Source organism: Mycolicibacterium aubagnense (genome assembly GCF_010730955.1).
Lineage (GTDB): Bacteria > Actinomycetota > Actinomycetes > Mycobacteriales > Mycobacteriaceae > Mycobacterium > Mycobacterium aubagnense.
In genome coordinates this window covers 3148910-3174195 of sequence record NZ_AP022577.1, presented here as the reverse complement: position 1 = coordinate 3174195, position 25286 = coordinate 3148910, and the positions used below count along the sequence as shown (strand labels likewise).

Below are 25286 nucleotides of genomic sequence, written 5' to 3'. Positions count from 1 at the left end.
GTAAATGCCTTGAGTTGCAATCGATTCAATGCGTGTGCCGGCGTCCTGGTCGAGTGACGGCTCGTTGCGGGCCAGGTCCGGAAACAGAGTCGATCGCGCTACCGACACCTTTGAGTCAACGTAAGGAGTGAAGGGGATCCCGATGGAACGGCAGCTGGTCTATGCGGCGAATCTCGTAGCTCACGCCATCACGAAGGATTACGAAGTTTCTGTGTTGGACGAGCGAATCGACATGCTTGTTGATGCATGGTTGTCGGCCGGTGTGTGGTGACCGATGCCCGTCGCTCGGGCGTCAAGAAGGCTGCCGGTCGTCGGATCGGGCATGAAGCTGACAACACGGCGAGCCGGACAACGCGAGAAATGTCAACTAGCTAGAAATGCCAACTGCCAGTGGCCAATTGCGACACGCTTTCGACGAATCACGTGTCGCAACTGGCCACTGGCATAGGAAGAGAATTCGGCTGATCGCGAGTATCGGCTACGCCTCGACCTCGGTGCGGTCGCCGCTCCAGAGGGTGTGGAATTTTTTGCCTTCGGGGGCGTCGGTGCGGCCGTAGGTGTGGGCGCCGAAGAAGTCGCGTAGGCCTTGGGTGAGGGCGGCGGGGAGTCGTTCGGTGCGCAGGGCGTCGTAGTAGGACAGCGATGAGGCGAAGCCGGGGATGGGGATGCCGAGTTCGGTGGCGGTGACCACGACGCGGCGCCAGCTGTCGATGGCTGATTCGACGGCGGTGCGGAAGTAGGGTGCGGCCAGCAGGGTGGCGAGTTCGGGTTCGGCGTCGAAGGCGTCTTTGATCCGGTTGAGGAACTTGGCGCGGATGATGCAGCCGCCGCGCCAGATGGTGGCCAGGTCGCCGGGTTTGACGTTCCAGCCGTATTCGGCGCTGCCGGCGGCGATCTGGTTGAAGCCCTGTGCGTAGGCGACGATTTTGGAGGCGTACAGGGCTTGGCGCACGTCTTCGATGAACGTGGTGGCGTCGCTGGGTTTGTCGCCGAGGGTGCCCGAGGCCATGCCGACGGTGGCGCGGCGTTGGGGCACCGAGCCGGACAGGGCGCGGGCGAACACGGCTTCGGCGATGCCGGTGATGGGGATGCCGAGGTCGAGGGCGGATTTGACGGTCCAGCGGCCGGTGCCTTTCTGTTCGGCTTCGTCGACGATGACGTCGACCAGCGGCGTGCCGGTGGTGGCGTCGACTTGGCGCAGTACCTCGGCGGTGATCTCGACGAGGTAGCTGTCGAGGTCGCCTTTGTTCCATTCGGCGAAGACGTCGGCGATCTGCCCGGCGGTCATGCCGAGGCCGTCGCGCAGGAGTTGGTAGGCCTCGCCGATGAGTTGCATGTCGGAGTATTCGATGCCGTTGTGCACCATCTTGACGAAGTGGCCGGCGCCGTCGGGGCCGATGTGGGTGCAGCAGGGGACGCCGTCGACGTGGGCGGAGATTTCTTCGAGCAGCGGGCCGAGTGAGGTGTAGGACTCGGCGGGCCCGCCGGGCATGATGGAGGGGCCGTTGAGGGCGCCTTCTTCGCCGCCGGAGATGCCGGCGCCGACGAAGTGCAGGCCGCGTTCGCGGATGGCTTTTTCGCGGCGGATGGTGTCGGTGTAGAGGGCGTTGCCGCCGTCGATGATGATGTCGCCGGGTTCCATGGCGTCGGCGAGTTCGTTGATGACGGCGTCGGTGGGGTCGCCGGCTTTGACCATGATCAGCACCCGGCGCGGCTTTTCCAGGGCGTCGAGGAATTCGGCGATGGTTTCGCTGCGCACGAAGGTGCCCTCGGAGCCGTGTTCGGTGATCAGGGCGTCGGTCTTGGCGACCGAGCGGTTGTGCAGGGCGACGGTGTAGCCGTGGCGGGCGAAGTTACGGGCGATGTTGGAGCCCATCACGGCCAGGCCGGTGACCCCGATCTGGGCAGTAGCGGTGTTGCCGGACTTGGTCATGTAGCAGCCTTTCGTTGTTTTGTTATCGCAGAACGTGTTTCGACCGGAACCGGGATCCGGATGGCCAACGTGGGCAGGTGCTGGTCTTCCGGCCCGCCACTGCCTTCGAAGACCAGCACCTGCGTCAGCTGCCCGGGTGTGTTATCCCGACAGCAGCCACTCGGATGCAGCTTTTCGGTACCGGCTGATGCCCTTGTATTCCGCCATGTCCTCCGGGAGTTCGGCCAGCACCGCGCCCAAGCGCCTACGCCAGGCCGGAACCTTGGCAAGGTCGGAGAGGGGCAGAAGATAGGTGCGGATCAGGAAAAGCACGGCGCCCGAATGGGGGAGGCAGATGAGGTGCTGAACTTCCACCCGCAGGTGAACCCTGTCCGGCAGGGCCGGGTCCAGGGCGATGATGCCACGATCCGGGGCCCAGTTGGGATAGGTCTCGGTGGACGTGTCCAGGCGTCGGTCAATGGTCATGGTCCAGTTGGTCCGCCGGTACATTTCGCCGGGCTGCAGGCTCATGAGGAAGTGGTGGGCCCGGGAGACGATCTTTTCCTGATTCACTCGCGGGACGGGGCTGTGGATCTCCGTGAAGCTCATGCCGACGTCGAATCCCATGGACCAGTCCGCGGCAAACGTGACGACGCCTGCGTCGAGCCATAGCGCTTTGTCGCGCTGATCGAGAAAGACGATGTCGTCTTGGATCTGGCTGCCCAAGAACCGCAACGGATCCCCGGTAGGTACTGACGCGTCGTCGCCGATGGTGAACTCGATGTCGAGGTTCAGCAGGGTGTTCCGCCAGCGGCACTTGTCACCGTCGCGCTGCCAGGACATCGTGGACGGGTTGTTCTCCGCCATATCGGGCAGCAGGGTGGTGATGGCATCCCACACCGCGGGCCGCATGTGCGGGAGGGTGGCGATGCGGGAGGGATCCTTTTCCAGAACTTCGTTGCGAGCGTTCAGATCTGAAACGTAGAACTCGTCGACGTCCACCACGGTGCCTCCCCAGGCACCGGCTTCGGTCTCCACGATCTTGCGGGCGGGTTCGACATTGGCGCTGTAGCGGTAGTTGTCACTGGTGTATGGGAAGGGAAAGCCCCGGATCCGGTCTGCCAGGGCAGCGTCCAGGTCATTGTCGAGCGTGATAGTCACAGGTCCAACTCCAATTCTTGATCCACGCTGCGGGAAACGCAGCACATCATGAGTGCGTTCTCTTCCTTTTCCTCGTCGCTCAGGTAGATATCCCGGTGATGAGGGGTTCCGCGAAGTACTGGCACGGTGCACTCGCCGCAGATGCCTTTGCGGCACATGTTGGGGATCTGCTTCCCCTGTCTTTCGAGGGCTTCCAGCAACGAAACGCCTGCTGGCACTTCCAATCTGACGCCGCTGCGGGTCAGGATCGCCGCGAACGGTTCGCCCGCGTCCAGCTCACCCGCACCGAAGTGCTCCAGGTGAAGCAGGCCCTCCGGCCAGCCCAGATCGCGGGCTTGCTCGAGGACTGAGTCCATGAAGTCGGCCGGCCCGCAGACGTAGAGGTGAGTGCCGAGGTGCTGGGTGATGAGCTGCTCGGTCAGCACCTTCTGGAAACTGTTGCGATCATGGCACTCCGTCAGTGCCTCTCCCAGCAGATCCCGCGCTTCGTCCACGTGCGCGCCTTGGCCGTGCCGGTAGACGTAGATCATGGACGCCGACGTGCCCCATTCCGCGGCGTACCGGGCGTGCGACAGCACCGGCGTAATTCCGATTCCTGCGGCGATGAGCAAGCTGTGCTTGGCGTTTGCCGTTGGCGCGAAGTTACTGCGGGGACGCGAAACCCGAACACGATCTCCGACCGCGAGCTGGTGCATGGCCAAAGAGCCGCCCGCGCCGTCTTCGACCAACAGGACCGAGATGGTGTATTCGGCGGGATCGTTGCCGGACCCGGTCAGCGAGTACGCATTCGCGCGGAGATTCGCGCAATCCCCGTACTGGACCACCAGATGGCTCCCGGCGACATAGGAAGGAAGCCGCATTCCCGACGGGTCACTCAGCGTGATGCTGACAATCGAGTCGGTCTGCAGGTGGCGGCCCGTCACCGCCAGCTCGAAGCCGGCTTCGACCGCTGGATGGACCATGGGCTCGAGAGCCTCGGCGGTCATGATGCCTCCTCGGCGTGGGCGGCGTATCCCAAGTACCCGCCGAAACGACGAGAGAAGTGGTCAGTGGTGGCGAGCAGGATGCCGCATCCCTGGCAGACCACCTCGGAGCCCCTGGGTGCAGTTGTGGCGGTACCAACGTGACAGTGGCCGCAGCAGACGACCCACGGGCCGTTCTCGTCACACACGAGGGTCATCTCGGCGTCCAACATTCCGCAGTCCGCCGCGGTGGCGGCAGCGGCATGGACATCGGCGGGGGAGCCGACGAGCACGAGGCGGACCCCGACCCGTGATCGGTCGAGTGCGGACCTCAGCTCAGCGAGGGTTTCCGGGTTTGCGGAGGTGAAGTGAACGTCGTACCTGGGCCGTGGACCAGTATCCCGGCCCGCGGTGTCATCTGTGGAGCCGAACGAGGCGCAGATGACACCGCGGAAACCCAGTTCCAACGGGAAAGACTTGGAACTCATGGGATTTCGGTCCTTACGGTGCGAAGGTGCGGTCGCCGACGAAGAATCCGAGCCCGTAGTCCGGGGTCTCGAATTTGACGGTGGTGCCCTTGGGGAAGAACAGCACGTCGCGTTCCTTGGCGTGGGTGACTTCGCCGGTGTCCTGGTCGGTGAGGATGAATTCGCCTTGGACGACGAGCTTCATCTCGTCGTAGGTGTAGGTGTAGATCAGGGGTTCTGACTTCTTGAGCTCGAAGAATCCGGAGCACATGACCGAGCCTTGCGGGTTGTGCAGGGAGTCGCCGATGGCGGCGATGACACCGGGCTCGTTCATGCTGGGCAGTCCGTTGAAGCCGCCCTGCACCTTGTGGATGGCCCCGGCCTTGTTCAGGGTTCCGAGGATTGTGGTTTCAGCCATGCTTACTCCTGTTGTGTCAGAACTGATCACGGTGGTCCGGGCCCTGGCCGTCGCTTGGCAGGTCGGGTCGGTTTCGGTGCACAAGGAGTGCGCCGAAATTAGGTAGTCCCGGTCGAGGTCCCTTCAGGACCCTCTGGAACCGGCATCCTCGTTTCCTTCGGATTGGTCGAACTCGTCTCGAGCTTTGTTGCTGTGATGCCGATCACGTTCCAGGGTTGTCACGCTACGCCCTGTAATTCATCTAATCCAGACTCTTTTAGAAATTTTCCGGTCAGACGATCTCGGAGCCTCCTCGGTGGCGTCCCGCATCGCCGGATGCGGGCTAAGTTGGAGGCGTCCACCTGCGGTGGCGTGGCAAAAGCCAAGCAGTAAAGCCGCATTTCGCTGCGTCAGGCCGACAATGCCCCGGGTTCAATGGCGCCTGTGAACTGAACCCAACTGTCCTGGGAATGTCCTGAAGGTGACTGATTTCCGGAAGAAAATGCAGGCAAAAGATTCTCAACTGTAGGTTTGAGATGTATTGTCGAGCGTGATCCACATCACAGAATTCACATCATGGAAGGTGCCGCCGGAGCGGTCCGGCGTCCTCTGCGGGTCCGACGAACGGCGACTCCCGAACACCACACCGCTTCTATAACGGTGCTTTGCGCAAGGGATCTCGGCGGTGGACTCGTCTGGCGCGGCCATTTCGCCTTGACTGGCGGATACCTGGAAACAGACGCCTTCTACTACCTCAGGGAGGTTCGTATGGGTGACAGTCAATCCGATGAAGTCGTTGACCTGAAACGGTCGATCGATTGGAAGCAGGGCCTGGCCATTGCGCTGGGTGTGCCACTGCTGATTCTGCCTTCATTGGGCTACCTCCCGATGTATCTGGCCGCCTCCGCGATCCTCATCTGGGGGCTATCGGTGCTGCAGGGTTTCGCGCAGAGCACCGCGTACGCCGAAATGGCCACCACCTTTCCGGAGGCGTCTGGGCTACCGGGCTTTGCACAGCACGTTTTCGGCAACAGGAACAGTCAGGGTAAGTACGTCATGAGCAAGCTGCTCGGCGGCTTCAGTGCCTGGAGCTACTGGTTCGCCTGGACCCCGGTGTTGGCGATCTTCTCGATCCTGGTCGGTGGCTACCTGCACGGACTGTTTCCCGCGCTGGGGCAGATGTTTACCGACTATCAGCTTTCGCTGTTGTCGGGCTTGGTGATTTTCACCGTGCTGTTCGTGGTGAACTGGTTCGGCCTCAAAGACGGTGCCAAGTTGGGTTACGTCCTGGCGGCGCTTTCCCTGATCCCGCTGGTTGTCCTGACCGTGGCACCTTTTGCCACCGGACATTTCGAGATGTCCAAGATCACCAGCCACTGGATGCCGGCCGACTGGTCCTGGAACCTGCACCACATCCTGATTCTGTTCGGCGTCTTCGCCATCGCCCAGTGGAGTGCCTGCGCCTGGGAAACCGCGGCGATCTATGGTCCCGAATACAAGAACCCGGCCAAAGATGTCGCCAAAGCGCTGTTCTCCTGCGGCGTCATCTGCTTCTTCTCATTCGTGTTGGTCGAAGCCGCGGTGATCGGTGTGCTGGGCGTCGACGGGGTACAGGCGGAGTCGGTGTCGCCCTTGCTTCCGGTCGCCAATGCGGTCTTTGGCTCGGCGGGGTCTGCGATCACCATCATCATGTTGATCGCGGCGATGGTTCTGATCATTCAGACGGCGTATCTCGGCTCGTCTCGCGCCATGCACTCCATGGCTGTGGAAGGCAACCTTCCCAAAGTTCTCGGTAAGACGAATCGCCAGGGCACCCCGTGGATTTCGATGTTGGTCATCGCCGCGTTCAACCTGGTACTGATCTCCATGGGGAACCCCGCGGCAATTGTCGCTGCCTCTGCCATCGGTTACACGTGCGCCAACGGCATCAGCCTGTTTGCCTATGTCAAGGCGACGAGAGACCCGGCCTTCGCCGATCTCGAACGGCCATTCAAAGCGCCCAAGGGCTGGCGTGGGGTCGCCATGGCCTTCGGCCTGTTCAACCTGCCGCTGTGTGTGATCGGCGTGGTTTACCTGAACAGCCTCGAAATTGGTTGGGCTCCAACGTGGGTCGGCTTCCTGGTGTTGGCGGCCTACATTCCGATCTGGGTGTATGCCCAGCATGAAGGGAGTCGCTCGAAAGCCCATGCGACGGCCTCATTGGGTTTTCCGGAAGGAGCCGTCGGCTAGTCTGCCGCAGCGGATTTGGCGGGTGACAGCCTCAGAAGGTGTGTCGGGTATCGGTGTAGATCAACGAGAGCCCCAGGTGCGGAATATCGAGACTTATCCGGTGCTGGTCCGGCGATCCGGCCTTGATTCGCTCACCAACCAGGTACATCCCCGAGTTACCCAGAATGACGCGGTTGCTGGCGTTGACGAGGGCGGCGTCGCCTGGAATCAGAAGCAAATCCGGCATGATGATGGGCTCCAAGTCAGTGAGCCGGATGTCGCACCCTGCCACCCCGGTGAAATGGCCTTGGACCGAGAACGGCGCCATGAACGTAAGGATGTATTGCTCGCAACCCGAGTAATCGATATACGGACCCCAGACGGTCTGCTCGCCCGTGGCAGCGGCGGTCGAGAAGAACGGTAGCTTTTCGTAGTCGTAGTACCGAGCGCTGCCCGGAGTCATGTCGAAATCCAGTCGGCCGAGGTCGCCGGATTCTTTGCGGTACCACCATTCGAAGGCGTGGCCCCCCTCCTCCACGGAAGCCGCGGCGAAGAAGGTCCCAGCGCCCGCGGCGTACGTGTTCTTCCTCAGGAATTGCTTCGACAGTTCGTCCAACCCGGTCAGCGCCGGCCGGCTGACCTTGGCCTTCCCGGCGAGATTTCGGTCCAGCAGCGCGGCAACGTCTTTCGCGAGATTGTTGATCTCGCTGGAGACGCCGCTGAGCCACGAAGTGAGCGCATCGGCAGCATGCGTGGCTTCAGCGGTGGAGTTCATTGGCCCTCCTGATTATTGGCCTGGTGGACGATCCGGCGCCTCAGCGGTCGAACCGATACCGGTTGCGGCGGTAGATGTGCTCGGCGTCGCCTGCGCGTAACCGAGGACCAGCTTCGTGTCGATCAGGTGGAAGATGTTCCGCCTGATGTGTTCCAGTGTCAGTGTCTGCGCCCTTTCGGGGTGGTCCTGAGCCACTGCCCTGACCATTTCCAGATGCTCGGCGGTTGCCCGTTCCGGGTCGTATCCGGCCGTCTCGGTGAAGGGGGCCCACAATTGCCGGACCGTTTCTTCCTGAAGGCGGATTTCGGCATTGGCGAGCCGCGGTGATTGTGCGGATACCGCCAACTCGATGTGGAAACGGCTGTCGGCAGACGCGCGTGTTTCGGGGGTATCGGCGAGAACCAGGGCTCGTGCAAGTTCCTGAAGCCGGTCGAAGTCGCGGGCCTCCGCGCGCTCGCATGCGAGACGGATCGTCGCGGCAGCTATCGCGGAATGCTCGTCTCCGATGTCGCGGATTTCCGAGATGGACGTCGAGAGAAACCAATCCCGCATCATGTCGGTCTCGGGCTCTGGCTGGGTGACGACGAAGGTCCCCCCGCTTCGGCCCCTGCGAGTCTGGACCACGCCTCGCTCGCGCAGCTCCGACAAGGCTTCGCGAAGCGTCGCCCCGCCGACCCCGAACATCTCCGATAGCGCCGCTTCCGGGGGTAAGCGTTCGCCTACTTTGAGCAGTCCGAGGGAAATCGCCTTGGAAAGCCGGTCAACGATCGCGTCCGCCCGCTCAATTTCCGGCAGCGACCGATAGATCTGCGACTGGAAAGGCGTCGGCGTGGCCAAAAGTCTGCGCTCCGAGAATGGACTGCGGGGTAAGACGATCGTAGCTAGTCCGGCCGCCAAGTATATGCGGCGGTCACGGATCGGTGCAGGTAGCGCTCTTGACGGAGATGACGTGTCGGACCAGCCGGCGTGCGCGACCACGGCCGGCTGGTCCGAACGTCCGCGCTAATCTGAGCCGCGTTCCTGGACCCCGGAGATTGACCCAACTCGTTCGTCAGTAGCGAGTGTGGGCTCGGGGGACGTCTCGTCCGATTTGTCTTCACCGGACCTCGACTGATGCTGCGTGTACAGCCAGATCGGGATGAATACCGCCAGTACTACGAAGCCCAGCCAGGTCGAAGTCCAGCCGATTTCCAGGCTGTTCAGGTACACCACACCGATCAGGCACAGCGGCACATTGAACAGGCCAAAGACCAGGGCAACGTACTTCCAGCCCCTGGGTGCCTTGAACGGTCGTTCCAGATTGGCGAAGGCCGGACTCGTCTTGCTCTTGACATAGGCGAACAGGCTGATGCCGTTGGCGCAGGTGTAGCCGATGGCTGCGGCCGCCAGGATGGCCGGGATGGATCCGATGAAAATCAGTGTCATGTTGAAAGCCGCGGTGACGAACATGGCAACGAACGGGGTGCCCTGCCGATTCGTTCTGCCGAACACCTTGGGGAAGTTGCCTTCCTCTGCCATGGAGTGCATGGCGTGGGCGGAACCCAGGTAAGCGGTTTGGATGATCAGGATCATCGCCGCGATCAACATGACGATGGTGGCAGTGGTGCCGGCTTGGCCGAAGACTGCGTGGGCGACGGGGATGAGGGGTGAGATGGGCTCGGCCAGGACACCGTCGACACCGAGCACACCGATGACCGCGGCTTCCACCAGCACGAACGAGAAGAAACAGATGACCCCACAGGTGTACAGCGCCTTCGGGACGTCTCTGCCGGGTTTCTTGTATTCGGGGGCGTAGATGGCGGCCGTTTCCCAGCCGCCGGTGCTCCACAGCGCGATGGAGAAGATGCCGAAGATGATCAGGATGTGGTGGGCGTCCCAGGCCCAGTCGGCCGGTGCCCAGTTGCCGGTGATGTTGGCGAAGTCAATGTGCCCGGTGGCAAAAGGCGCGATGGTCAGTACCGCCAGGGGGACCAATGACACCGCCGCGAGGATGTAACCGAGGATGGCGCCGTCCTTGAGGCCGAACCAGTTCACCACCGACAAGCCGGTGAAGATCACCAGACCCGAGAGCAGGCCAAGCTCGTATTGGGTGAAGTGTGCGGCCAGCGCGGGAAACAGCCCATGCAGGTAGTTGCCGACCAGGATGGCGAAGATCGACAGCACCGGGTTCCAGGCGAACCAATAACTCCAGGCGCTGAAGCCGCCGAGCAGTTTTCCCTTGTCGTACTTGCCCTTGTAGTTCTCGGTGCGGAATACCTGCTGCACGAAACCGGGCAGGCCAGAGGCTTCGGGGAAGGTCGTGGCCAGTTCGGCGTAGGCGGTGTTCTGAAAGAAGGTCTGAAGGATTGATAGTCCCCAGACGAGGATCGCGGCGGCCGCCACGTAGGTCGGCAGGTAGCCCAAGGATGGCAGGATCAGCAATGGCACACCCAGCGCAATCGCCAGGCCTTGCTTCCAGTCAATCGAGCGTTTCAGCTGATCGACTCCATCCAGAGTTTCTTGAGTCATGAGTTTTCCTTTGATGAAAGGTGAGAACTACACATGGTCCGACTGCCAAGTAGGGCGGACCTGCAGGATCGATCGGACCGAGAGGCCCACGATGTATTTCTTCCGAGACCGCTTGTCGGCGAAGTGTTTTCGCTATCTCCGCCCGGTGCGGACATCGAACTCAGATTTCGAAATACCGGAACGAGTGAGATTCCAAACCGTCGGGATTGGGGCCGTACGTGGTGAGCATGCGGGCGTAGACGGGTGCCCAATATCGGCCCGTGCGTCCCGGGTTCACGCGAGCCGCGTCCCCTGGCCCCAGAATGACGGCCTCGCCATCGCATTCGATGTGGAGCTCGCCTTCCACGACGAAGGCCGTCTCGGTGTGGGGGTGGAAGTCCTCCCAACCGCAGCGCTCCAGTTCCCATTCCGAGAGTAAGACGTCATCCCAGGCGCCCACCGGATCGCCATTCATGAACCTGCATCGCATCCGGGGCCATTCGGGCCTCATGGCCTTCATGGGTTTCGCCCGCCAAGAATCGATTGCTTTCCCCATTGTCAGTGTGGAGGTCGGGGAAGTGGATTTCGTCATTCGCTATCCGTTTCTCAGAGCAATCCGCATCGCGGAAAGTCCCGGTCAATAATTCGGGAAAAGCAAGACGGGAGTTTCGGGCAAACAGGCACCTCAAAGAAAGCGCGGAACCTGTCAACCTTTCTGGAACAGAAACTCTCGGCGCCTAGGGGCGTGCCCTAGACCCCGCCGTCGCCGGCCGGGCCCGCGCGGCGGCCAGCGCAGGGTTCCGATCGGCCTGTCGGGTCAAATACCTTGCGGCCCGCGGAGTTTAGACGCCGGCCTTGAGGAGAAGGGCATCGACCATCTCGAAGAACATGGCGCGGTAATCGGTCGCCGTTGGGTCGGTCAGATACTGAATGGCCGCTCCGTCGTAGATCATCAGGAATGACCGTACGAGCGTCGCGATGTCAGTCAGACACTGATCGCCATTGTTTGCGACCGCGGCGGAGAAGATATTTCCCAGCTCCACCACGTAGGCAGGGTAAATCTTCGCGGCCAGCGGGCTTACCGCGGCATTACGTGTTGCCCACAGAATGAGCTCGATCTCGGCGAGGAGACTTGCCGGCTCTTCTGTCAACGAACGCCAGTACTCTTCGGCCACTTGTTCCACGGCCTTACGGAGTCCCAGGTGCACTGAAATCTCGCGAGAAAATCGGTTCAAGTTCTTCAACCAGGCTTCGGCGGCCGCGTCCATGAGTTCGCTCTTGTCGTCGAAGCAGTAATGTGCGGTGGCCAAGGGGGCGTTGGCCTCCTTGGCGATGGCCCGCATGGTTACGGACTGAACGCCTTTACGCCTCATCAGTTCCAGGGTCGCCGAAATCAGCTGTCCACGTCGTTCGTCTGCGGACACCCGCATGGCCACGCCCCCAGTCTCCGGCTTTCGGTCCATCTGAGAAACCTCCCCAAGATTATTGCCTGGGCTGCGAAGCTTCCGTCCAGGGATAGCAGGAGACTGGGGCATCGGGTCAGCTAAAAGTCGGCTGCGGCTGGGACCCGAGAACTTCTGTGTGGTGGATCAGCGATGGTCCCGCGCCGGCACCCGGTTTTTCCTCTCCACCACGGTGGCGGTCGGTGAGACCGGCAGGCGCATGGATGTCGTCCTGCGAAGGTCCGTAGAGGTAGCGCTCCAGGGAGTCGTCCATGGCGTTGAGCCAGCGGGTGTGGTGCTTTGCCGACAGAGTGCCGGTGATCACCGAACGGTGCTGAGCGTCGCGGTAGCCGAGGATGTCCACGTGCTTGTTGTGCATCCAGTCCTTGAACAACTGGCACACCGCATCGAGGTCAAAGGACGGGTAATCGGTGGCTTCGTGCAGTTCGCGCACGTAATCGGTCTGGAATTCGGCCTCCGCGTCGTGATCCGGCAGCGCGGCTTGACGCGCGAGCCAGGACTCGATGTCGGCCTCGCGCTTGTCGAACTCGGGCAGCGCGAGCACGCCGGTCATGACATCGCGGGCGAACCAGGCCTGTGCGTCGAACATGTTGAACGTGTAGTACTGGTCCTGCGCGCCGAGGTAGAAGAGGTTGGTGTTCTGCTGCCACACCACGCCCTTGTAGAGGTTGGCCGGGTACAGCACGTTCGGTGAGGACAGCGAGAGCTCGCTGGGCAGGAACGGGTACTTGTGCTGGTAGCCGGTGCACAGCACGACGGCGTCGAAATCATCGTGGGTGCCGTCACTGAAATGTGCAGTGCTGCCCTCGAAGTGGGTGACCAGCGGGCGTTCCACGGTGTTCCGGGGCCAGTCATAGCCCATCGGGTTGGTGCGGTAGCTCATCGTGATAGCGGCGGCACCCATCTTGTGGGCCTGCATGCCGATGTCCTCAGCGGAGTAGCTGCTGCCGATCATCAGGAGCCGCTTGCCGTAGAAGCGCTCGGCACCGCGGAAATCGTGGGCGTGTAGAACCTCGCCGGGGAAAGTCTTGATGCCCTCGAAGTCGGGGACTGCGGGGACGTGGAAGTGACCGGTGGCCACCACGAGCTTGTCGAACACGTGAGTTTCGGTCTGGTTGGTCTTGAGGTTCTCCACCGTGACCGTGAATTCCTCGGTGGCCTCGTTATAGCTGGTGTGCCGGGCGACGGTGTTGAACTGGACGTACTTGCGGACGTCGGACTTCTCGACGCGGCCCTTGATGTAGTCGACGAGCACAGCGCGGGGTGGGAAGGAGGAGATTGGACGGCCGAAGTGCTCGTCAAAGGAGTAGTCGGCGAACTCCAGGCACTCCTTGGGTCCGTTGGACCACAGGTGGCGGTACATGCTGGAGTGCACCGGCTCGCCCGCGGCGTCCAGGCCGATGCGCCAGCCGTAGTTCCATTGCCCGCCCCAATCCTCCTGTTTCTCGAAGCACATGATGTCGGGGATCGCGATCCCTTTTTGCCGTGCCGACTCGAATGCTCGCAGCTGCGCCAGGCCGCTGGGGCCGGCGCCAATAATTCCGACTCGTAATGTCACGCTACTTACCTCTTCCTAATCATCATGGCTGTCATCCAACGTTTGGATTGGGCCACATATCAAGCCAGCAATTAAGCGATTTCGCTTTCCGGCAGCGATAGATGATGTACTACCGGATCATCTCGCCAGGGCAGAGATAAACAGGACGGAGGTGTGCATCCCTGGCGCTCGATTCATAGCCGATTGGGCTTGCCGTTTCTTGGCCGGCACATCGATGCGTAAAGAAAAACAGAGTCTGCGTTCGTCATAGGGGCGGCTGGCCACCCAGTGAACGCGGTGAAGTGATCTAGGGCGCGAAGGTGCGGTCGCCGACGAAGAATCCGAGCCCGTAGTCCGGGGTCTCGAATTTGACGGTGGTGCCCTTGGGGAAGAACAGCACGTCGCGTTCCTTGGCGTGGGTGACTTCGCCGGTGTCCTGGTCGGTGAGGATGAATTCGCCTTGGACGACGAGCTTCATCTCGTCGTAGGTGTAGGTGTAGATCAGGGGTTCTGACTTCTTGAGCTCGAAGAATCCGGAGCACATGACCGAGCCTTGCGGGTTGTGCAGGGAGTCGCCGATGGCGGCGATGACACCGGGCTCGTTCATGCTGGGCAGTCCGTTGAAGCCGCCCTGCACCTTGTGGATGGCCCCGGCCTTGTTCAGGGTTCCGAGGATTGTGGTTTCAGCCATGCTTACTCCTGTCGTGTGGTGATGTGGAAACAACTCACCAGTCGAACCTTTGGTTCGAACTGTTTGTCTTGGTGTATGTGTCCGAATATTGGAATTGCGCAGTGGTCGCAAGTTGGAGTGCGCCAGAGATCGCTTCAGCAAACTGGATTGAATCGGATTTCGGCTCTGGGAAGAATTGTCTGGAAAGCTGACAGTCCGTGACTCCCGGAGAACCAACCGAGTTCTGATCCCAACGCGCCTGGTGTGATGCCTATCACTATCGGCGTTCATGAACCCTGACATGGACAGGCGTTCATGTCAACCGTTCGAGAAGGATTTCCGTGAAAGAAGTTTCCATTTGATCGCCGGGGATCTCGCTGGCGCCCAACGCGATCACGAATCCGATGACCGGGGCGCACGACGCGACGCGTTGTCGATGCGCGCAGGTCCGCGCGGGTGGCGAGGCCGCCGAGTGCGCCGACGGCGTCGCGAGGGCGAGCTATCCGACCAACCCGAAAGGGTAGGTGGAACCGTCAGAAAACAGTATTACCCCCACCCGTCTGCTTCGGAACGATGAGTGTCAACCGGAAATCATCTGTTCGGCTCCCCGCAGCCGGATCGCCGAATCGAAGGGGGCAGCGATGGGTTTGAAGAGGCCGAAGAACTCTGGCTCCGCCACCCCAACCTCGAAACGACCGGGCGGTCAACCGTCCCAGCCGACCATCACAGTTCCAGTACCGACGTAGTTCCCTAACAGAAAGAAGGACGCACCATGAAGCTGCAGGTTGCTATTGATTTGCTGACCACCGAGGCTGCTCTTGAGTTGGCCGGCAAGGTGGCCGAGTACGTCGACATCATCGAGTTGGGCACTCCGTTGATCAAGGCGGAGGGCCTGTCGGTGATTACGGCGGTCAAGAACGCGCATCCGGACAAGATCGTTTTTGCCGATATGAAGACGATGGACGCCGGTGAGCTGGAGGCTGATATCGCGTTCAAGGCCGGTGCTGACTTGATGACGGTGCTGGGTTCGGCTGACGATTCCACGATTGCCGGTGCGGTGAAGGCGGCGCAGGCGCACAACAAGGGTGTTGTTGTCGACCTGATCGGTATCGAGGACAAGGCCGCGCGGGCGCAGCAGGTCCGCGCCCTGGGTGCCAAGTTCGTGGAGATGCACGCGGGTCTGGATGAGCAGGCCAAGCCGGGCTTCGATCTGACCGGCCTGCTGGCCGCTGGTGAGGCGGCCCGGGTTCCGTTCTCGGTGGCCGGTGGTGTGAAGGTGGGCACCATTGCGGCGGTGCAGAAGGCCGGTGCGGAGGTTGCTGTTGCCGGTGGTGCTATTTACGGTGCTGCCGATCCGGCGTTGGCTGCCAAGGAGCTGCGCGCGGCGATTGCCTGATCGCGCGCCCTTGGCCTCCTGGAGGTGGTGTCCAGCGCCGTGAAAGCGACTGCAGGACACCACCTTCCAGGGCACCCCCAATCCGAGAAGTCAATCCGGTAGAGAGCTGTCATTCACCGTGTCCGTTGATCATGGCGTTTCGAGCGTGAGGCCCAGACGCAACCTGCTCCGGGATCCTCGCGATCGTCGGCTGAGCCGCATTGCCGGCCCGTCGTCTCTGGTGCTCTTTGGCGTTACCGGGGACCTGGCCCGGAAGAAGCTCGTGCCGGCGGTGTATGACCTCGCGAACCGGGGCCTGCTGCCGCCGAGCTTTGCGCTGGTGGGTTTCGGCCGGCGCGACTGGACGAGTGTGGACTTCGTCGCGGAGGTCAAAGCGTCCGTGACGGCCTATGCCCGGACGCCGTTCGACGAGACCGTGTGGGAGCAGCTGTCCGAAGGCATCCGCTTCGTGCACGGCGAGTTCGACGACGACACGGCGTTCAAGCGGCTGCGTGCAACGCTCGAGGAACTCGACGAGCAGCGCGGTACGCGGGGCAATCACGCGTTCTATCTCTCCATCCCACCGAAGGCCTTCGAGCAGGTTTGCCGTCAGCTGTCCGATTCCGGGCTGGCGCAAGCCGAGGGCGACACCTGGCGCCGGGTGGTGATCGAGAAGCCCTTTGGGCACGACCTCGAGTCGGCTCGTCAACTCAACGACGTCGTCGAGTCCGTGTTCCCGCCGGACGCGGTGTTCCGGATCGATCATTACCTCGGCAAGGAGACGGTCCAGAACATCCTGGCCCTGCGCTTTGCCAACCAGCTCTTCGAGCCGCTCTGGAATGCCAACTACGTCGACCACGTCCAAATCACCATGGCTGAGTCCATCGGCACCGGCGGCCGGGCCGGCTATTACGACGGCGTGGGTGCGGCCCGCGACGTCATCCAGAATCATCTGCTCCAGCTGTTGGCTCTGACGGCCATGGAGGAACCCATCTCGTTCGATGCGGACGACCTGCGCGCGGAGAAGGAAAAGGTCCTGGCTGCGGTCAAGCTGCCTGACGACTTATCGACGCACTCGGCCCGGGGACAGTTCACCGGCGGCTGGCAGGGCGGCGAGCATGTCCTCGGCTTCCTGGAAGAAGAGGGCATCCCGGCCGACTCCACCACCGAAACCTATGCGGCCATCCGCGTGGACATCAACACGCGGCGCTGGGCGGGCGTGCCGTTCTACCTGCGCGCCGGCAAGCGCCTGGGCCGCCGCGTGACCGAAATTGCCGTGGTGTTCAAGCGCGCCCCCAACCTGCTGTTCCATGAATTCGCCGAGGACGACTTCGGCCAGAACGCCGTGGTGATCCGTGTCCAGCCAGACGAGGGCGCCACGATCCGGTTCGGCTCCAAGGTGCCGGGAACCCAGACGGAGGTCCGCGACGTCACCATGGACTTCGGCTACGGCCACGCCTTTACCGAGTCCAGTCCGGAAGCCTATGAGCGGCTCATCGTGGACGTGTTACTCGGAGAGCCGCCGCTGTTCCCGCGGCACACCGAAGTCGAATTGTCGTGGAAAATCCTCGATCCGTTCGAGGAGTACTGGGCCAGTCTCGACGAACAGCCCGAACAGTACGCACCAGGTAGCTGGGGCCCGGCCTCTGCCACCGAGCTGCTTGCCCGCGACGGACGAACCTGGAGAAGGCCATGATCATCGACCTTTCCGACACCACCTCCGCGGAGATTTCAAAGAAGATCGTGGCCCTCCGGGAGCAGCACGGTGTGGTCACCCTCGGCAGGGTGCTGACGCTGGTGGTGGTCACCCAGGTCGGGCTCGAAACGGAGGCCATCGACGCCGCCAACGAAGCCAGCCGGGAACACCCCTGCCGGATCATCGTCCTCGCCGATGGCGGGGCGTCGGCACCGAACCGACTGGACGCCCAGATTCGGGTCAGCGGCGATGCCGGCGCCTCCGAGGTCGTCATCGTGCGTGGGTATGGGGAACTTGCCACGGAAAGCGAATCCGTCGTCGCCGGGCTACTGCTGCCCGACGCACCCATCGTCGCCTGGTGGCCGGGCAACGCACCGGCCAACGTCGGCGAGACCTCCATCGGACGCATTGCGCACCGCCGGATCACCGACTCCGCGAACGCGGCCGATCCCGTAGCGGCGTTGGAGAACATCCGGAACACCTACCGGGCCGGCGACACCGACCTCGCATGGACCCGTCTCACAAACTGGCGGACCCAGTTGGCAGCGGCGCTGGACCACGTGGATTCCGCGCCCGTCACCTCGGTGACCGTCGCGGGCGCCTCAGACTCGCCGAGCACTCGGCTCCTCGCGGCCTGGCTCGCGTTGCGCCTGCAGGTTCCGGTGACTGTTGTAGCTGAGCCTGCGGGGACGGGTATCCACAGTGTCCGTCTCGGCCGCGAGACCGGGGATGTTCAGTTGCTCCGGCCGGGTCGTTCAGTGGCTGAACTGACCCAGCCCGGACAGCCTGCGCAACGAATCTCCCTGCCCCGTCCCACCCTCAAAGGCTGCCTCGCCGAGGAGCTCCGCCGACTCGACCCCGACGAGGTCTTCGGTGAAACGGTTCGCAGTCTGGGTGCGGGCGCGGTCGCCTACCAGAAGGCGTCGTAACGACCTCCGGCGCGGCGGTTCCCCGGTACCGCGCGGGGCCGGCTACCGGACGCCGTGGCTGTTCGCCAACGCAATCGCCTCGGTGCGTGAGCTGACGTCGAGCTTCCTGAACAAGTTCCGCACATGGAACTTGACCGTGTTCTCACTGATCCCGAGCGTCGACGCGATTGTCCGGTTGCGATGTCCGGCGACCAGGTGCTGGAGCACCTCGAGTTCGCGGGCGGCAAGGTCCCACCCGGCGACATTCCCGGCGGGGCGGGCCTGTAGGTCCAGGGGCAGCGTGACGAACACGTCCGCACCCCAGCCGCTCATGACCTCGATCCGCAGCTGTCCGTCGAGCGCCTGCACCTGGCGGTCCAGCCGGCCGATGCTCGGCGAGTCCGCGGCGAGCATGCCCCGGCCGTCGTCACGCACGTTGATCAGCAGGTTTTCGCCGTCGCAGTCCCACTGCGTCCGTACCCGACTGATGTCGGGCTGTTCCATCATGGCCAACACCAGCCCGCGGACGATGGCGCGTCCCGCGTGCGCAACCTCGCCGGGCAGCGCCCGGCCATTCTGCGGGGGTTCGATGAATTCGACCTCGAGACCGCTGAAACGGGCGAGCGGTCGCAGATCCTCCCGTAGGCGCTCGAAAGCGATGGCAACCGGCACTTCTGCCATGTCCGTCGTGCGGTCGCTGAGAGTCCTGAGCCCGACCAGGGCCCTGGCCGCGAGGTCGGTGACAGCTGTCCGGGCTGCCGCATCGTCCATTGACGATGAGCGGAGGGCGGCCAGGAGGGTTTCCAGGGTGGTGGAATGCAGATCGGTCAGTTCGGCCGTCACGCGGATTCGTTCAGCCGACGCCGCTCGCGATTCCAACAGGTACGACGGCGGCGCATCGGCCACTTTCTCCTGGATGCGCTGGGCCGCGATGCGCCACAGGTACGTCACCACGTCGAGTCCGTCGTCGTCGTGTACTGCGTCGGTCGGCTGCGGATCCGCAAGGACGAGGAGGGCGCCGGACGCTGCGTGCTTCAGGGCGAGAACAGGTCGGGGCCGCCCGGCGAGCTCGGCTTCCCCCTGCCAGGGCGTCTCATCCGCAAGGGTCGCGCGAATGTCGTCGAGCTCCGCGATGGAGACCCGCGAAATGATCGTTTCCGCGCCGGCTTTCTTCTGCGGCCGGCCGGTGCAGTCTTCGGTGAAGATGACCAGCGCGGTGCATCTGAGGTAGGGCAGCGCCGCCGTCCGAAGGCGTTCGGCGATCTGGGCCAACGGGGCGCCGGCGAGTGACGCCACGGCGTCCAGAAGTGGCCACGGAAGTTCAGCAGATGGGGTAGTGGTGGCGCTCACTCCGACAGTTTATCGCGGGTGAAACAGGCGCAACCAACTCGAAAGTGTAGTCGCAACCGTCAGAAAATAGCGTTACCCCTGCCCGTTTGGTTCGCAATCATCGATTTCAGCGCGATGTACCGGAAAGCCCCGTGCGGCCCCTGGCCGATGACCGAATCAAGAGGAGAAGTCGTGACTCAAACCGCAGATTTGATCAACACCACGTCGTTGAACTGGACCGCCGAGGACCAGCGCGCAGTGGACACCGTCCGGGTGTTGGCCGCGGACGCAGTGGAGAAGGTGGGCAATGGCCACCCCGGAACGGCGATGAGCCTGGCGCCGGTGGCCTACCTGTTGTTCCAGAAGCTGATGCGCCATGACCCCAGCGACGCGGAGTGGCTGGGTCGCGACCGGTTCATCCTGTCTCCGGGCCACTCGTCGCTGACGCTGTACATCCAGCTGTTCCTGGCCGGCTACGGGCTGGAGCTGGAAGACCTTCAGTCCTTCCGTACCTGGGGCTCGCTGACGCCGGGCCACCCGGAGTACAAGCACACCAAGGGTGTGGAGATCACCACCGGTCCGCTGGGCCAGGGGCTCGCCTCGTCGGTTGGTTTCGCGTACTCGCAGCGCCGGATGCGCGGTCTGTTCGACCCCGACGCCGCCCCGGGAACCTCCCCGTTCGACCACACCGTCTGGGTCATCGCTTCCGACGGCGACCTGCAGGAGGGCGTGACCTCCGAGGCGTGCTCCCTGGCCGGGCATCAGGAACTCGGGAACCTTGTGGTGGTCTACGACGAGAACCACATCTCGATCGAGGACGACACCGACATCTCCTTCACCGAGGACGTCCTCAAGCGATACGAGTCCTACGGCTGGCACGTCCAGCGGGTGGACTGGACCCGGACCGGCGAGTACAAGGAAGACGTCGAGGAGCTCCACGCAGCCTTGCTGGCTGCCAAGGCCGAGACCTCGAAGCCGTCCATCATTTCGCTGCGCACCATCATCGGCTACCCGGCCCCGAAGAAGCAGAACACAGGCAAGATCCACGGTTCTGCGCTGGGCGCCGAGGAAGTCGCGGCGGTGAAGGAGGTGCTGGGCTTCGACCCCGGCAAGTCATTCGAGGTCGACCCGTCGATCCTGGCCCACACCCGTGCGGCGCTGGACCGCGGAGCCGCTGCCCGCAGCGAATGGGACGCCGCCTTCAAGTCCTGGCAGGCCGGCAATCCGGAAGGTGATGCGCTCCTGCAGCGCATCGAGGCCAAGGAACTGCCTGCCGGTGTCGAGGCGGTGCTGCCCGTGTTCGAAGCCGGCAAGGACGTCTCGACACGTGCCGCATCCGGCAAGGTTCTCAACGCCCTGGGCCCGGTTCTGCCCGAGCTGTGGGGCGGCTCGGCTGACCTGGCCGAATCGAACAACACCACCATCGAGGGATCGCCGTCGTTCATCCCGGCCTCCCGCTCGACGAGTTCGTGGAAGGGCAACCCCTACGGACGAGTCCTACACTTCGGCATCCGCGAGCACGCGGCCGCGTCGATCGTCAACGGCATCGTGTTGCACGGACCCACCCGTGCGTTCTCGGGCACATTCCTCATCTTCAGCGACTACCAGCGCCCGGCCATCCGGCTCTCCGCGCTGATGGGGGTGCCCTCGGTCTACGTCTGGTCGCACGACTCGATCGGCCTCGGCGAGGACGGCCCGACGCACCAGCCGGTGGAACAACTCTCGACCCTGCGGGCGATCCCCGGCCTGGATGTTGTCCGTCCCGGCGACGCCAATGAGGTCGGTGTGGCGTGGCAGACCATCCTGGAAAACCACGACAACCCGGCGGGCATCGTGCTGACCCGGCAGAACATCCCGACCTTCGCTCGCGGCGAAGGCGCGGCCGAGGGCGACACCTTCGCGTCCAGCGCCGGCGTCGCCAAGGGCGGGTACGTGTTGGCGGAGGCCTCGAAGGATGGCGCCACCGTCCCGGCCCAGGTGCTGCTGATCGCCACCGGCTCCGAGGTTCACCTCGCGGTGCAGGCCCGGGAAGCGCTCCAGGCTGACGGCATCCCCACTCGCGTGGTCTCCATGCCGTGCGTCGAGTGGTTCAACCAGCAGGACGCCGCCTACCGCGAGTCCGTGCTGCCTGAGGCCGTGACCGCCCGGGTCTCGGTAGAGGCCGGGTTGGCCCTGGGCTGGAAGGAATTCGTCGGCGACGCCGGCCGGTCCATCAGCCTGGAGCACTTCGGCGCCTCGGCCGACTACAAGCGCCTGTTCACGGAGTTCGGCATCACCGCAGACGCGGTTGTCGCCGCTGCCAAGGACTCCATCGCCGCCGCAGGCAACTGACCCCACAACACCCGGTGCTCGGCGCGCCGCGGGACCGTCTGCCCGGCCGTCCCGCGGCGCGACCGCAGGCCAGTCAACTTTATTCACGTTATTCAAGGAAGAAGCAGAAGCGATGAGCAAAGCAACCCCCACCGCACAGCTTTCGGAAGCCGGCCTCTCGATCTGGCTCGATGACCTTTCCCGTGGTCGTCTGGACAGCGGTTCGCTGCAGAAGCTGATCGACGAGAAGAACGTCGTGGGTGTCACCACCAACCCGTCGATCTTCCAGGCCGCGATCACCACCGGCAACGACTACGACGCGAAGATCGCCGAACTGGCCGCACAGGGTGCCAGCGTCGACGAGACGATCTTCGAGATCACCACCGCCGACGTCGCCGACGCCTGCGACCTGTTCGCCCCGGTCGCAGCCGCGACCGCCGGGTTCGATGGCCGCGTTTCCATCGAGGTCGACCCCCGTCTCGCCTGGGACACCGAGGGGACGATCGCGGAGGCGAAGGTCCTGCACAAAAAGGTCGGCAAGGACAACGTCCTGATCAAGATCCCGGCCACCCGGCAGGGTCTGGCGGCCATCACCGCAACCTTGGCCGAGGGCATCAGCGTCAACGTGACGCTGATCTTCTCCCTGGAGCGCTACCGCGCCGTGATCAACGCCTTCCAGTCCGGCCTGGAGCAGGCTCACGAGAACGGCCACGACCTGTCCACGATCCATTCGGTCGCGTCGTTCTTCGTCTCCCGCGTCGACACCGAAATCGACAAGCGGCTCGACGCCATCGGCACCGACGATGCCAAGGCACTCAAGGGCAGGGCCGGCGTTGCCAATGCCCGCCTGGCCTACCAGGTCTACGAGGAGCTCTTCGCCACCGAGCGCTGGGCGTCGCTCACCAAGGTCGGAGCGCGTCCGCAGCGTCCCCTGTGGGCCTCGACCGGTGTCAAGGACCCGGCGTACCCGGACACCCTGTACGTCACCGAACTCGTGGCTGCCGACGTGGTGAACACCATGCCGGAGAAGACCCTCGACGCCACCTTCGATCACGGCGTGGTCACCGGCGACACCATCAGCGGAACCTACGGGGACGCAAAGGCTGTGCTCGACGCCATCGATGCGCTCGGTATCTCCTACGACGAGGTCGTCGCACTGCTCGAATCCGAAGGCCTGGACAAGTTCGTCGACAGCTGGAAGTCACTTCTGGCCGATGTCGAGAGCGCCCTCGCCGCTGCCCGGAAGGGTTGATCATGTCCAGGTCTTGCTGCATCAACCCCAGCATCCTGTCGGCCGACTTCGTCAACCTGGAAGCCGAGCTGGCGCGCATCAGCAATGCTGATGCCGCACACGTGGACGTCATGGACAACCACTTCGTGCCGAACCTGACCATCGGCTTGCCCGTGGTGGAACGGCTGCAGAAGGTCAGCCCCGTACCGCTGGACGCCCATCTGATGATCGCCGAGGTCGATCGCTGGGCACCCCAGTTCGCCGACGCCGGACTGGATTCGGTGACGTTCCACGTCGAGGCATCTGCCGCACCGATCAAACTCGCGCGCGAGCTGCGTGCGCGCGGGTCGAAGGCCGGCATGGCACTGCGTCCGGCCACTCCGGTGGAGCCTTACCTGGACATGCTCCCTGAACTGGACATGCTCCTGATCATGACGGTGGAGCCGGGCTTCGGCGGCCAGGCCTTCCTGGACGTCACCCTGCCGAAAATCCGCCGGGCCCGCGCGGCGATCGACGGCTCCGGAGTGAACGTGGCGATCCAGGTCGACGGCGGCGTCACCGAAGAGACCATCATCCGGGCGGCGGAGGCCGGCGCCAACATCTTCGTGGCCGGATCGTCCGTGTACGGAAAGCCGTCGCCGGCGGACGCCATCGAATCGCTGCGGGCCAACGCACAGCTTGCGTTCGCCGGCTAGCGCCGCATCCCAACCAGCCTGAAAGACCCAATATTCATGCGCGTTCACATCGCGACCGACCACGCCGGCATGGAGCTCAGCTCCCACTTGATCGAAGCCCTGTCAGCAAAGGGCTACGAGATGGTGAACCACGGGCCTGCGGTTTACGACGCCGAGGACGACTACCCGGCATTCTGCATCAACGCCGCGCTCGCCGTGGTGGCCGACCAGGCTGCCGGCGTGGCCGCCCTCGGGATCGTGCTGGGCGGCTCGGGCAACGGTGAGCAGATCGCCGCGAACAAGGTCAAGGGCGTACGCGCCGCCTTGGTGTGGAACCTCGACACGGCCAAGCTGGCCCGCGAACACAACGACGCCAACGTCGTTGCCGTGGGCGGCCGCCAGCACAGCGTCGACGAGGCAACCGAACTGATCGAGGCGTTCCTGGCCGAACCGTTCAGCAATGCCGAGCGCCACGTCCGGCGCATCGGCAAGATCGCCGCCTACGAAACCACCGGCGAGGTCGTGGAGTAGTCCGGCGTAATCCGGTGCTGCGCCAACAGATTCGGCCCGGTTCGCCCTGATTCGCCGAAGAACTCGAGACAGGAGTCCCCAATGCCCATTGCCACACCCGAGATCTACGCCGAGATGATCGACCGCGCGAAGGCAGGTGGCTTCGCGTACCCGGCCGTGAACGTCACGTCCTCCCAGACGCTGAATGCGGCCTTGCGCGGCTTCGCCGAGGCGGAGTCCGACGGCATCCTCCAGATCACCACGGGCGGTTCTGCCTACTGGTCGGGCGCCTCGGCCAAGAACATGGTGGTCGGTTCCCTCGCCTTCGCGGCCTTTGCTCGCGAGGTCGCGAAGCAGTACAACGTGAACATCGCGCTACACACCGATCACTGCCCCAAGGACAAGCTGGATGGTTTCGTCCTGCCGCTGCTGGCCGCTTCCGAGGAAGAGGTCAAGGCCGGTCGGAACCCGCTGTTCAACTCGCACATGTGGGACGGCTCTGCCGAGCCTCTGCAGGACAACCTGAAGATCGCCCGCGAACTGCTCGACCGTACGTCGGCTGCCAAGATGATCCTCGAGATCGAGATCGGCACCGTCGGTGGTGAGGAGGACGGCGTCGAGAACGCCATCAACGACAAGCTGTACACCACCGTCGAGGACGCGCTGGCCACGGTCGACGCGCTCGGTGCCGGTGAGAACGGTCGCTACATCACGGCGCTGACCTTTGGCAACGTGCACGGTGTGTACAAGCCCGGTGGCGTCAAGCTGCGTCCATACATCCTGAAGGACATCCAGGTTCAGGTGGGCAACAAGATCGGCAAGGACAGGCCGTTCGACCTCGTCTTCCACGGCGGCTCCGGCTCAAGTGAGCAGGAGATCGCGGACGCCGTCGCCTACGGCACCATCAAGATGAACATCGACACCGACACCCAGTACGCGTACACGCGCCCCGTGGCCGACCACATGCTGAAGAACTACGACGGCGTGATGAAGGTCGACGGCGACATCGGTAACAAGAAGACCTACGATCCGCGCGTGTGGGGCGCCAAGGCCGAAGCCGGACTTGCTGCCCGGTTGGTCGAGGCCACCCAGCAGCTCCGCTCCGCCGGAAAGACCTTCTGAACCCTGCGCCGTGATTCCGCCGGCCCTGTGCCGACCAGCGGGCCCCTGGGCCTGTTGGTCGGCACAATCGCGTCCCTGGCCGGGCTCTCAGC

23 protein-coding genes are annotated in these 25286 nt (G+C 63.4%); 10 read left to right on the top strand and 13 right to left on the bottom strand.

Features of this window, described 5'->3' with window-relative positions:
• Positions 1–142: 142 nt before the first annotated feature.
• The gene (locus G6N59_RS31600; RefSeq protein WP_268815839.1) at positions 143–271 is read left to right on the top strand and encodes a hypothetical protein; all 129 of its coding nucleotides are present in this window, start codon (positions 143–145) and stop codon (positions 269–271) included.
• A 207-nt stretch (positions 272–478) separates the two neighbouring features.
• On the opposite strand, the gene gndA is transcribed toward G6N59_RS31600, so the two are convergent.
• The 5 genes from gndA to G6N59_RS15460 all read right to left on the bottom strand — a co-directional run bounded on the left by gndA (position 479) and on the right by G6N59_RS15460 (position 4920).
• Positions 479–1933: an NADP-dependent phosphogluconate dehydrogenase gene (gndA, locus tag G6N59_RS15480; protein WP_163911350.1), complete on the bottom strand. Its 1455-nt coding sequence runs from the start codon at positions 1931–1933 to the stop codon at positions 479–481.
• Between the two features lie 141 nt (positions 1934–2074).
• On the bottom strand, positions 2075–3073 hold the full coding sequence (locus G6N59_RS15475; RefSeq protein WP_138233363.1) for a heme-dependent oxidative N-demethylase family protein: 999 nt from the start codon (positions 3071–3073) through the stop codon (positions 2075–2077).
• Positions 3070–4059, bottom strand: a complete 990-nt coding sequence (locus tag G6N59_RS15470) for a PDR/VanB family oxidoreductase (protein WP_138233362.1) — start codon at positions 4057–4059, stop codon at positions 3070–3072. Before G6N59_RS15470 ends, G6N59_RS15475 begins: the two co-directional genes overlap by 4 nt.
• Entirely contained in the window at positions 4056–4523 is a 468-nt protein-coding gene (locus G6N59_RS15465) for a dimethylamine monooxygenase subunit DmmA family protein (RefSeq protein ID WP_138233361.1), read from the bottom strand. The genes G6N59_RS15470 and G6N59_RS15465 overlap by 4 nt, the downstream gene beginning before the upstream one ends.
• A gap of 13 nt (positions 4524–4536) precedes the next feature.
• Positions 4537–4920, bottom strand: a complete 384-nt coding sequence (locus tag G6N59_RS15460; protein WP_163911347.1) for a cupin domain-containing protein — start codon at positions 4918–4920, stop codon at positions 4537–4539.
• A 555-nt stretch (positions 4921–5475) separates the two neighbouring features.
• On the opposite strand from G6N59_RS15460, the gene G6N59_RS15455 reads away from it, so the two are divergent.
• Entirely contained in the window at positions 5476–7128 is a 1653-nt protein-coding gene (locus G6N59_RS15455; RefSeq protein WP_235678685.1) for an APC family permease, read from the top strand.
• Positions 7129–7159: 31 nt separating this feature from the next.
• On the opposite strand, the gene G6N59_RS15450 is transcribed toward G6N59_RS15455, so the two are convergent.
• From G6N59_RS15450 to G6N59_RS15420, 7 genes are all read right to left on the bottom strand, one after another.
• Entirely contained in the window at positions 7160–7882 is a 723-nt protein-coding gene (locus G6N59_RS15450; RefSeq protein ID WP_138233359.1) for a cache domain-containing protein, read from the bottom strand.
• A 12-nt stretch (positions 7883–7894) separates the two neighbouring features.
• Entirely contained in the window at positions 7895–8719 is an 825-nt protein-coding gene (locus G6N59_RS15445; RefSeq protein ID WP_138233358.1) for a FadR/GntR family transcriptional regulator, read from the bottom strand.
• A gap of 165 nt (positions 8720–8884) precedes the next feature.
• Positions 8885–10390: an APC family permease gene (locus G6N59_RS15440; protein WP_138233357.1), complete on the bottom strand. Its 1506-nt coding sequence runs from the start codon at positions 10388–10390 to the stop codon at positions 8885–8887.
• Positions 10391–10550: 160 nt separating this feature from the next.
• Positions 10551–10844 carry a cupin domain-containing protein gene (locus G6N59_RS15435; protein ID WP_234884470.1) on the bottom strand — a complete coding sequence of 98 codons (294 nt, stop codon included), beginning with the start codon at positions 10842–10844 and terminating at the stop codon, positions 10551–10553.
• A gap of 367 nt (positions 10845–11211) precedes the next feature.
• Positions 11212–11799 carry a TetR/AcrR family transcriptional regulator gene (locus G6N59_RS15430; RefSeq protein WP_138233364.1) on the bottom strand — a complete coding sequence of 196 codons (588 nt, stop codon included), beginning with the start codon at positions 11797–11799 and terminating at the stop codon, positions 11212–11214.
• A gap of 109 nt (positions 11800–11908) precedes the next feature.
• The gene (locus G6N59_RS15425; RefSeq protein WP_138233355.1) at positions 11909–13390 is read right to left on the bottom strand and encodes a trimethylamine monooxygenase; all 1482 of its coding nucleotides are present in this window, start codon (positions 13388–13390) and stop codon (positions 11909–11911) included.
• Positions 13391–13676: 286 nt separating this feature from the next.
• Positions 13677–14060 (bottom strand): cupin domain-containing protein, encoded by a 384-nt coding sequence (locus G6N59_RS15420; RefSeq protein ID WP_163911347.1) that lies wholly within the window; start codon positions 14058–14060, stop codon positions 13677–13679.
• Between the two features lie 751 nt (positions 14061–14811).
• On the opposite strand from G6N59_RS15420, the gene hxlA reads away from it, so the two are divergent.
• The 3 genes from hxlA (at position 14812) to G6N59_RS15405 (ending at position 18039) form a co-directional block, all read left to right on the top strand.
• Entirely contained in the window at positions 14812–15435 is a 624-nt protein-coding gene (gene hxlA / locus G6N59_RS15415) for a 3-hexulose-6-phosphate synthase (RefSeq protein WP_163911344.1), read from the top strand.
• Between the two features lie 145 nt (positions 15436–15580).
• Positions 15581–17110, top strand: a complete 1530-nt coding sequence (gene zwf, locus G6N59_RS15410; protein WP_197907886.1) for a glucose-6-phosphate dehydrogenase — start codon at positions 15581–15583, stop codon at positions 17108–17110.
• Positions 17107–18039: a glucose-6-phosphate dehydrogenase assembly protein OpcA gene (locus G6N59_RS15405; RefSeq protein ID WP_138233118.1), complete on the top strand. Its 933-nt coding sequence runs from the start codon at positions 17107–17109 to the stop codon at positions 18037–18039. Before zwf ends, G6N59_RS15405 begins: the two co-directional genes overlap by 4 nt.
• Positions 18040–18081: 42 nt before the next feature.
• On the opposite strand, the gene G6N59_RS15400 is transcribed toward G6N59_RS15405, so the two are convergent.
• Positions 18082–19368, bottom strand: a complete 1287-nt coding sequence (locus G6N59_RS15400) for a helix-turn-helix transcriptional regulator (protein ID WP_138233117.1) — start codon at positions 19366–19368, stop codon at positions 18082–18084.
• Between the two features lie 171 nt (positions 19369–19539).
• On the opposite strand from G6N59_RS15400, the gene tkt reads away from it, so the two are divergent.
• The 5 genes from tkt (at position 19540) to fbaA (ending at position 25194) form a co-directional block, all read left to right on the top strand.
• On the top strand, positions 19540–21678 hold the full coding sequence (tkt, locus tag G6N59_RS15395; RefSeq protein ID WP_138233116.1) for a transketolase: 2139 nt from the start codon (positions 19540–19542) through the stop codon (positions 21676–21678).
• Positions 21679–21790: 112 nt separating this feature from the next.
• Entirely contained in the window at positions 21791–22909 is a 1119-nt protein-coding gene (gene tal / locus G6N59_RS15390) for a transaldolase (RefSeq protein WP_138233115.1), read from the top strand.
• Positions 22910–22911: 2 nt separating this feature from the next.
• On the top strand, positions 22912–23583 hold the full coding sequence (gene rpe, locus G6N59_RS15385; RefSeq protein WP_138233114.1) for a ribulose-phosphate 3-epimerase: 672 nt from the start codon (positions 22912–22914) through the stop codon (positions 23581–23583).
• 36 nt (positions 23584–23619) lie between these two features.
• On the top strand, positions 23620–24093 hold the full coding sequence (locus tag G6N59_RS15380) for a ribose-5-phosphate isomerase (protein WP_138233113.1): 474 nt from the start codon (positions 23620–23622) through the stop codon (positions 24091–24093).
• A gap of 81 nt (positions 24094–24174) precedes the next feature.
• Positions 24175–25194, top strand: coding sequence for a class II fructose-bisphosphate aldolase (fbaA, locus tag G6N59_RS15375; RefSeq protein WP_138233112.1), 1020 nt, complete (start codon positions 24175–24177; stop codon positions 25192–25194).
• The last annotated feature ends 92 nt before the right edge of the window (positions 25195–25286 follow it).

Excerpts from the sequence above, each read along its gene's own strand:
- fbaA (WP_138233112.1), top strand. The coding sequence starts at position 24,175 with ATGCCCATTGCCACACCCGAGATCTACGCCGAGATGATCGACCGCGCG.
- G6N59_RS15440 (WP_138233357.1), bottom strand. The coding sequence starts at position 10,390 with ATGACTCAAGAAACTCTGGATGGAGTCGATCAGCTGAAACGCTCGATT.
- G6N59_RS15430 (WP_138233364.1), bottom strand. The coding sequence starts at position 11,799 with ATGCGGGTGTCCGCAGACGAACGACGTGGACAGCTGATTTCGGCGACC.
- G6N59_RS15380 (WP_138233113.1), top strand. The coding sequence starts at position 23,620 with ATGCGCGTTCACATCGCGACCGACCACGCCGGCATGGAGCTCAGCTCC.
- G6N59_RS15465 (WP_138233361.1), bottom strand. The coding sequence starts at position 4,523 with ATGAGTTCCAAGTCTTTCCCGTTGGAACTGGGTTTCCGCGGTGTCATC.
- tal (WP_138233115.1), top strand. The coding sequence starts at position 21,791 with ATGAGCAAAGCAACCCCCACCGCACAGCTTTCGGAAGCCGGCCTCTCG.
- G6N59_RS31600 (WP_268815839.1), top strand. The coding sequence starts at position 143 with ATGGAACGGCAGCTGGTCTATGCGGCGAATCTCGTAGCTCACGCCATC.
- G6N59_RS15435 (WP_234884470.1), bottom strand. The coding sequence starts at position 10,844 with ATGAATGGCGATCCGGTGGGCGCCTGGGATGACGTCTTACTCTCGGAA.
- G6N59_RS15455 (WP_235678685.1), top strand. The coding sequence starts at position 5,476 with ATGGAAGGTGCCGCCGGAGCGGTCCGGCGTCCTCTGCGGGTCCGACGA.
- G6N59_RS15405 (WP_138233118.1), top strand. The coding sequence starts at position 17,107 with ATGATCATCGACCTTTCCGACACCACCTCCGCGGAGATTTCAAAGAAG.
- G6N59_RS15450 (WP_138233359.1), bottom strand. The coding sequence starts at position 7,882 with ATGAACTCCACCGCTGAAGCCACGCATGCTGCCGATGCGCTCACTTCG.
- G6N59_RS15460 (WP_163911347.1), bottom strand. The coding sequence starts at position 4,920 with ATGGCTGAAACCACAATCCTCGGAACCCTGAACAAGGCCGGGGCCATC.
- G6N59_RS15420 (WP_163911347.1), bottom strand. The coding sequence starts at position 14,060 with ATGGCTGAAACCACAATCCTCGGAACCCTGAACAAGGCCGGGGCCATC.
- G6N59_RS15470 (WP_138233362.1), bottom strand. The coding sequence starts at position 4,059 with ATGACCGCCGAGGCTCTCGAGCCCATGGTCCATCCAGCGGTCGAAGCC.
- hxlA (WP_163911344.1), top strand. The coding sequence starts at position 14,812 with ATGAAGCTGCAGGTTGCTATTGATTTGCTGACCACCGAGGCTGCTCTT.
- rpe (WP_138233114.1), top strand. The coding sequence starts at position 22,912 with ATGTCCAGGTCTTGCTGCATCAACCCCAGCATCCTGTCGGCCGACTTC.
- gndA (WP_163911350.1), bottom strand. The coding sequence starts at position 1,933 with ATGACCAAGTCCGGCAACACCGCTACTGCCCAGATCGGGGTCACCGGC.